The following is a 392-nucleotide window of genomic DNA, read 5'->3' on the forward strand; positions in this document are numbered from 1 at the left end:
ATTATCACCGCTGCCATGCCCCGCCAGCCGCTGCCCGGCAGTATCGCCACTGCTGGGACCCTGGCCACCGTTGCGGTGAGCAAGTATGCCGACGGCCTACCGTTATACCGCATCGAAAAAGAGCTGGCCAGGGTCGGCGTCGAGCTCCAGCGTACTACTCTGGCAAGCTGGATGATTAAAACGGCTGAGCGGCTGTCGCCGCTGTACCTCGCTATGCAGGAAAGCTTGCTCGGAGAGTCGGTTATCCACGGTGACGAAACGACGCTTCAGGTGCTGAAGGAGCCAGACAAGCGAGCCCAGAGCCAATCCTATCTCTGGGCCTACACCAGCCCGGCGCAAAGCACGACGCCGGTGGTGCTGTTCGACTACCAACCAGGCCGGGGGCACACTTA

General features: G+C 61.5%; 1 protein-coding gene. It reads left to right on the plus strand.

Annotation, left to right across the window (positions count from 1 at the left end; translation table 11 throughout):
- A partial coding sequence (locus tag BZJ21_RS15640; RefSeq protein ID WP_158075550.1) for an IS66 family transposase occupies positions 1–392 on the plus strand: 392 nt, incomplete at both ends.

This window comes from Salinivibrio costicola subsp. alcaliphilus (assembly GCF_001996185.1).
GTDB classification, from domain to species: domain Bacteria; phylum Pseudomonadota; class Gammaproteobacteria; order Enterobacterales; family Vibrionaceae; genus Salinivibrio; species Salinivibrio costicola.